The organism is Borborobacter arsenicus (assembly GCF_003934165.1).
GTDB classification, from domain to species: domain Bacteria; phylum Pseudomonadota; class Alphaproteobacteria; order Rhizobiales; family Rhizobiaceae; genus Pseudaminobacter; species Pseudaminobacter arsenicus.
In genome coordinates this window covers 1-1,675 of record NZ_RKST01000089.1, presented here as the reverse complement: position 1 = coordinate 1,675, position 1,675 = coordinate 1, and the positions used below count along the sequence as shown (strand labels likewise).

Sequence of the window (1,675 nt, the reverse complement as noted above, 5' to 3'; positions counted from 1 at the left end):
TGCTCTGTAGATCAGCGCTTGGCCTGCCCGGCGCTGGCCGGGGTTGCAGAGGGTAGGCCAAGCGCGGGTGGAGGGTTATCTTCGGCTTTAGATTCCATGAGGCGTGAACCGCGCCCGGCGCTCTGCGAGAGTGTGGTTGCACAGATGCAATCAATCTCCCGGAGACGGCCATGCAAATTCCCCAAAGCCAGTACGACAATGCCACCGCGATCCGCACCGATCTGGGCGCGATCTTTGTCTCCCTCGAACTGAGCCGGGCTACATGGCTGGTCACGTCATTATCTCCCGGCGGCGGTGAGAAGATGTCGAAGCATGTGGTTCAAGGCGGTGATGTCGGCGAATTGCTTTCCCGTTTCGCCCACCTTCAGGAGAAGGTGCGTTGCCGCACTGGCTGTGTCTTTCCAATTATTACGATCCAGGAGGCAGGGCTTGATGGGTTCTGGATCCATCGGGTTCTGCAAGACCATGGCGTCGAAAGCCATATCGTCGACGCAGCATCCATTGCCGCGTCACGGCGTGGTCGGAGGGCCAAGACCGACAGGATCGATGGCGAGACACTGGTGCGTACGCTACTCGCCTTCAAGCGTGGCGAGCCTCGCGTCTGTGCAATGGTTAGGGCCCCGAGCCCGCAAGAAGAAGACCGTCGGCGCGTTTGTCGCGAACGACGAGTTCTTATTGCCGAGCGGGTTGAGCACGTCAATCGCATCAAGGGTCTGCTCTTTGCGCAGGGCATTGGCGAATATCAGCCGCTTCGAAAGGACAGACGTATTCGGCTCGATGAGCTCCGAACCGGCGACGGCCGGGCTTTGCCGCCCCATCTCAAGGCACAGATCCTCCGAGAACTCGACCGCCTTGAACTTCTGCTCGATCATATAGCGGTTGTTGAGCGCGAGCGTGACTTGCTGGTGACTGCAGCCGATGAAAATACCACCATCACGCGGCCTGCCGCGATGTTATGCGCAATCAAGGGAGTAGGCGCCGAGATTGCAGCTGTACTCTGCACCGAGGGGTTGTCGCGGCATTTTGATAATCGCAGGCAGGTAGCCGCCTACGCGGGGTTAGCGCCGACGCCGTGGCAGAGCGGGACGATCGACCGGGAACAAGGGGTTTCGAAAGCAGGCAACCCGCGACTGCGAACGACGATGATCCAACTCGCCTGGCTGTGGCTGCGCAATCAACCGTCCTCGGCGCTGAGCGAATGGTTCTTCCACCGTGTCCAGTCTAACGGGGGACGTCACAAGAAGAGCACCATTGTCGCGCTTGCCAGGAAATTGCTCGTCGCACTCTGGAAATACGTCAGGTTGGGCGTCGTAATCGACGGTGTCGCCATGAAGGCGGCCTAAGCGACGCGCTGTATGAGCAATCCCGAAATCTTCCAGGACTGATCAATCCTGGCGGATCCAGGTGGGCGAACCGGCTCAAAGTATGGCTTCAAACGCCGCGCTTTAGAATGGTCCCGTCCTCCTGAGCCTTACCGCAACGCAAGCGGAATGATGGTGCGGCCGCGAGCGCGGCGACCGTATGTGAGTTTGAACCGGCAAGGAGCCGCGTCACGCGAAAAGGCTCAGACCATGAATCCGACAGCACACGGGGAGGATGCATCCGATGTCTTGACGCCAAACCCCTCATGTGAGCTTTGAGAGCGGTTCTTGAAGCGCCAGGACTCGTTTCCGGT

Annotated in this window: 1 protein-coding gene; it reads left to right on the top strand. The window is 59.5% G+C overall.

Annotated elements, in window-relative coordinates; translation table 11 throughout:
• The first annotated feature begins 170 nt into the window (after positions 1-170).
• Positions 171-1,343, top strand: coding sequence for an IS110 family RNA-guided transposase (locus tag EET67_RS25295; RefSeq protein WP_128628915.1), 1,173 nt, complete (start codon positions 171-173; stop codon positions 1,341-1,343).
• Positions 1,344-1,675: the final 332 nt, after the last annotated feature.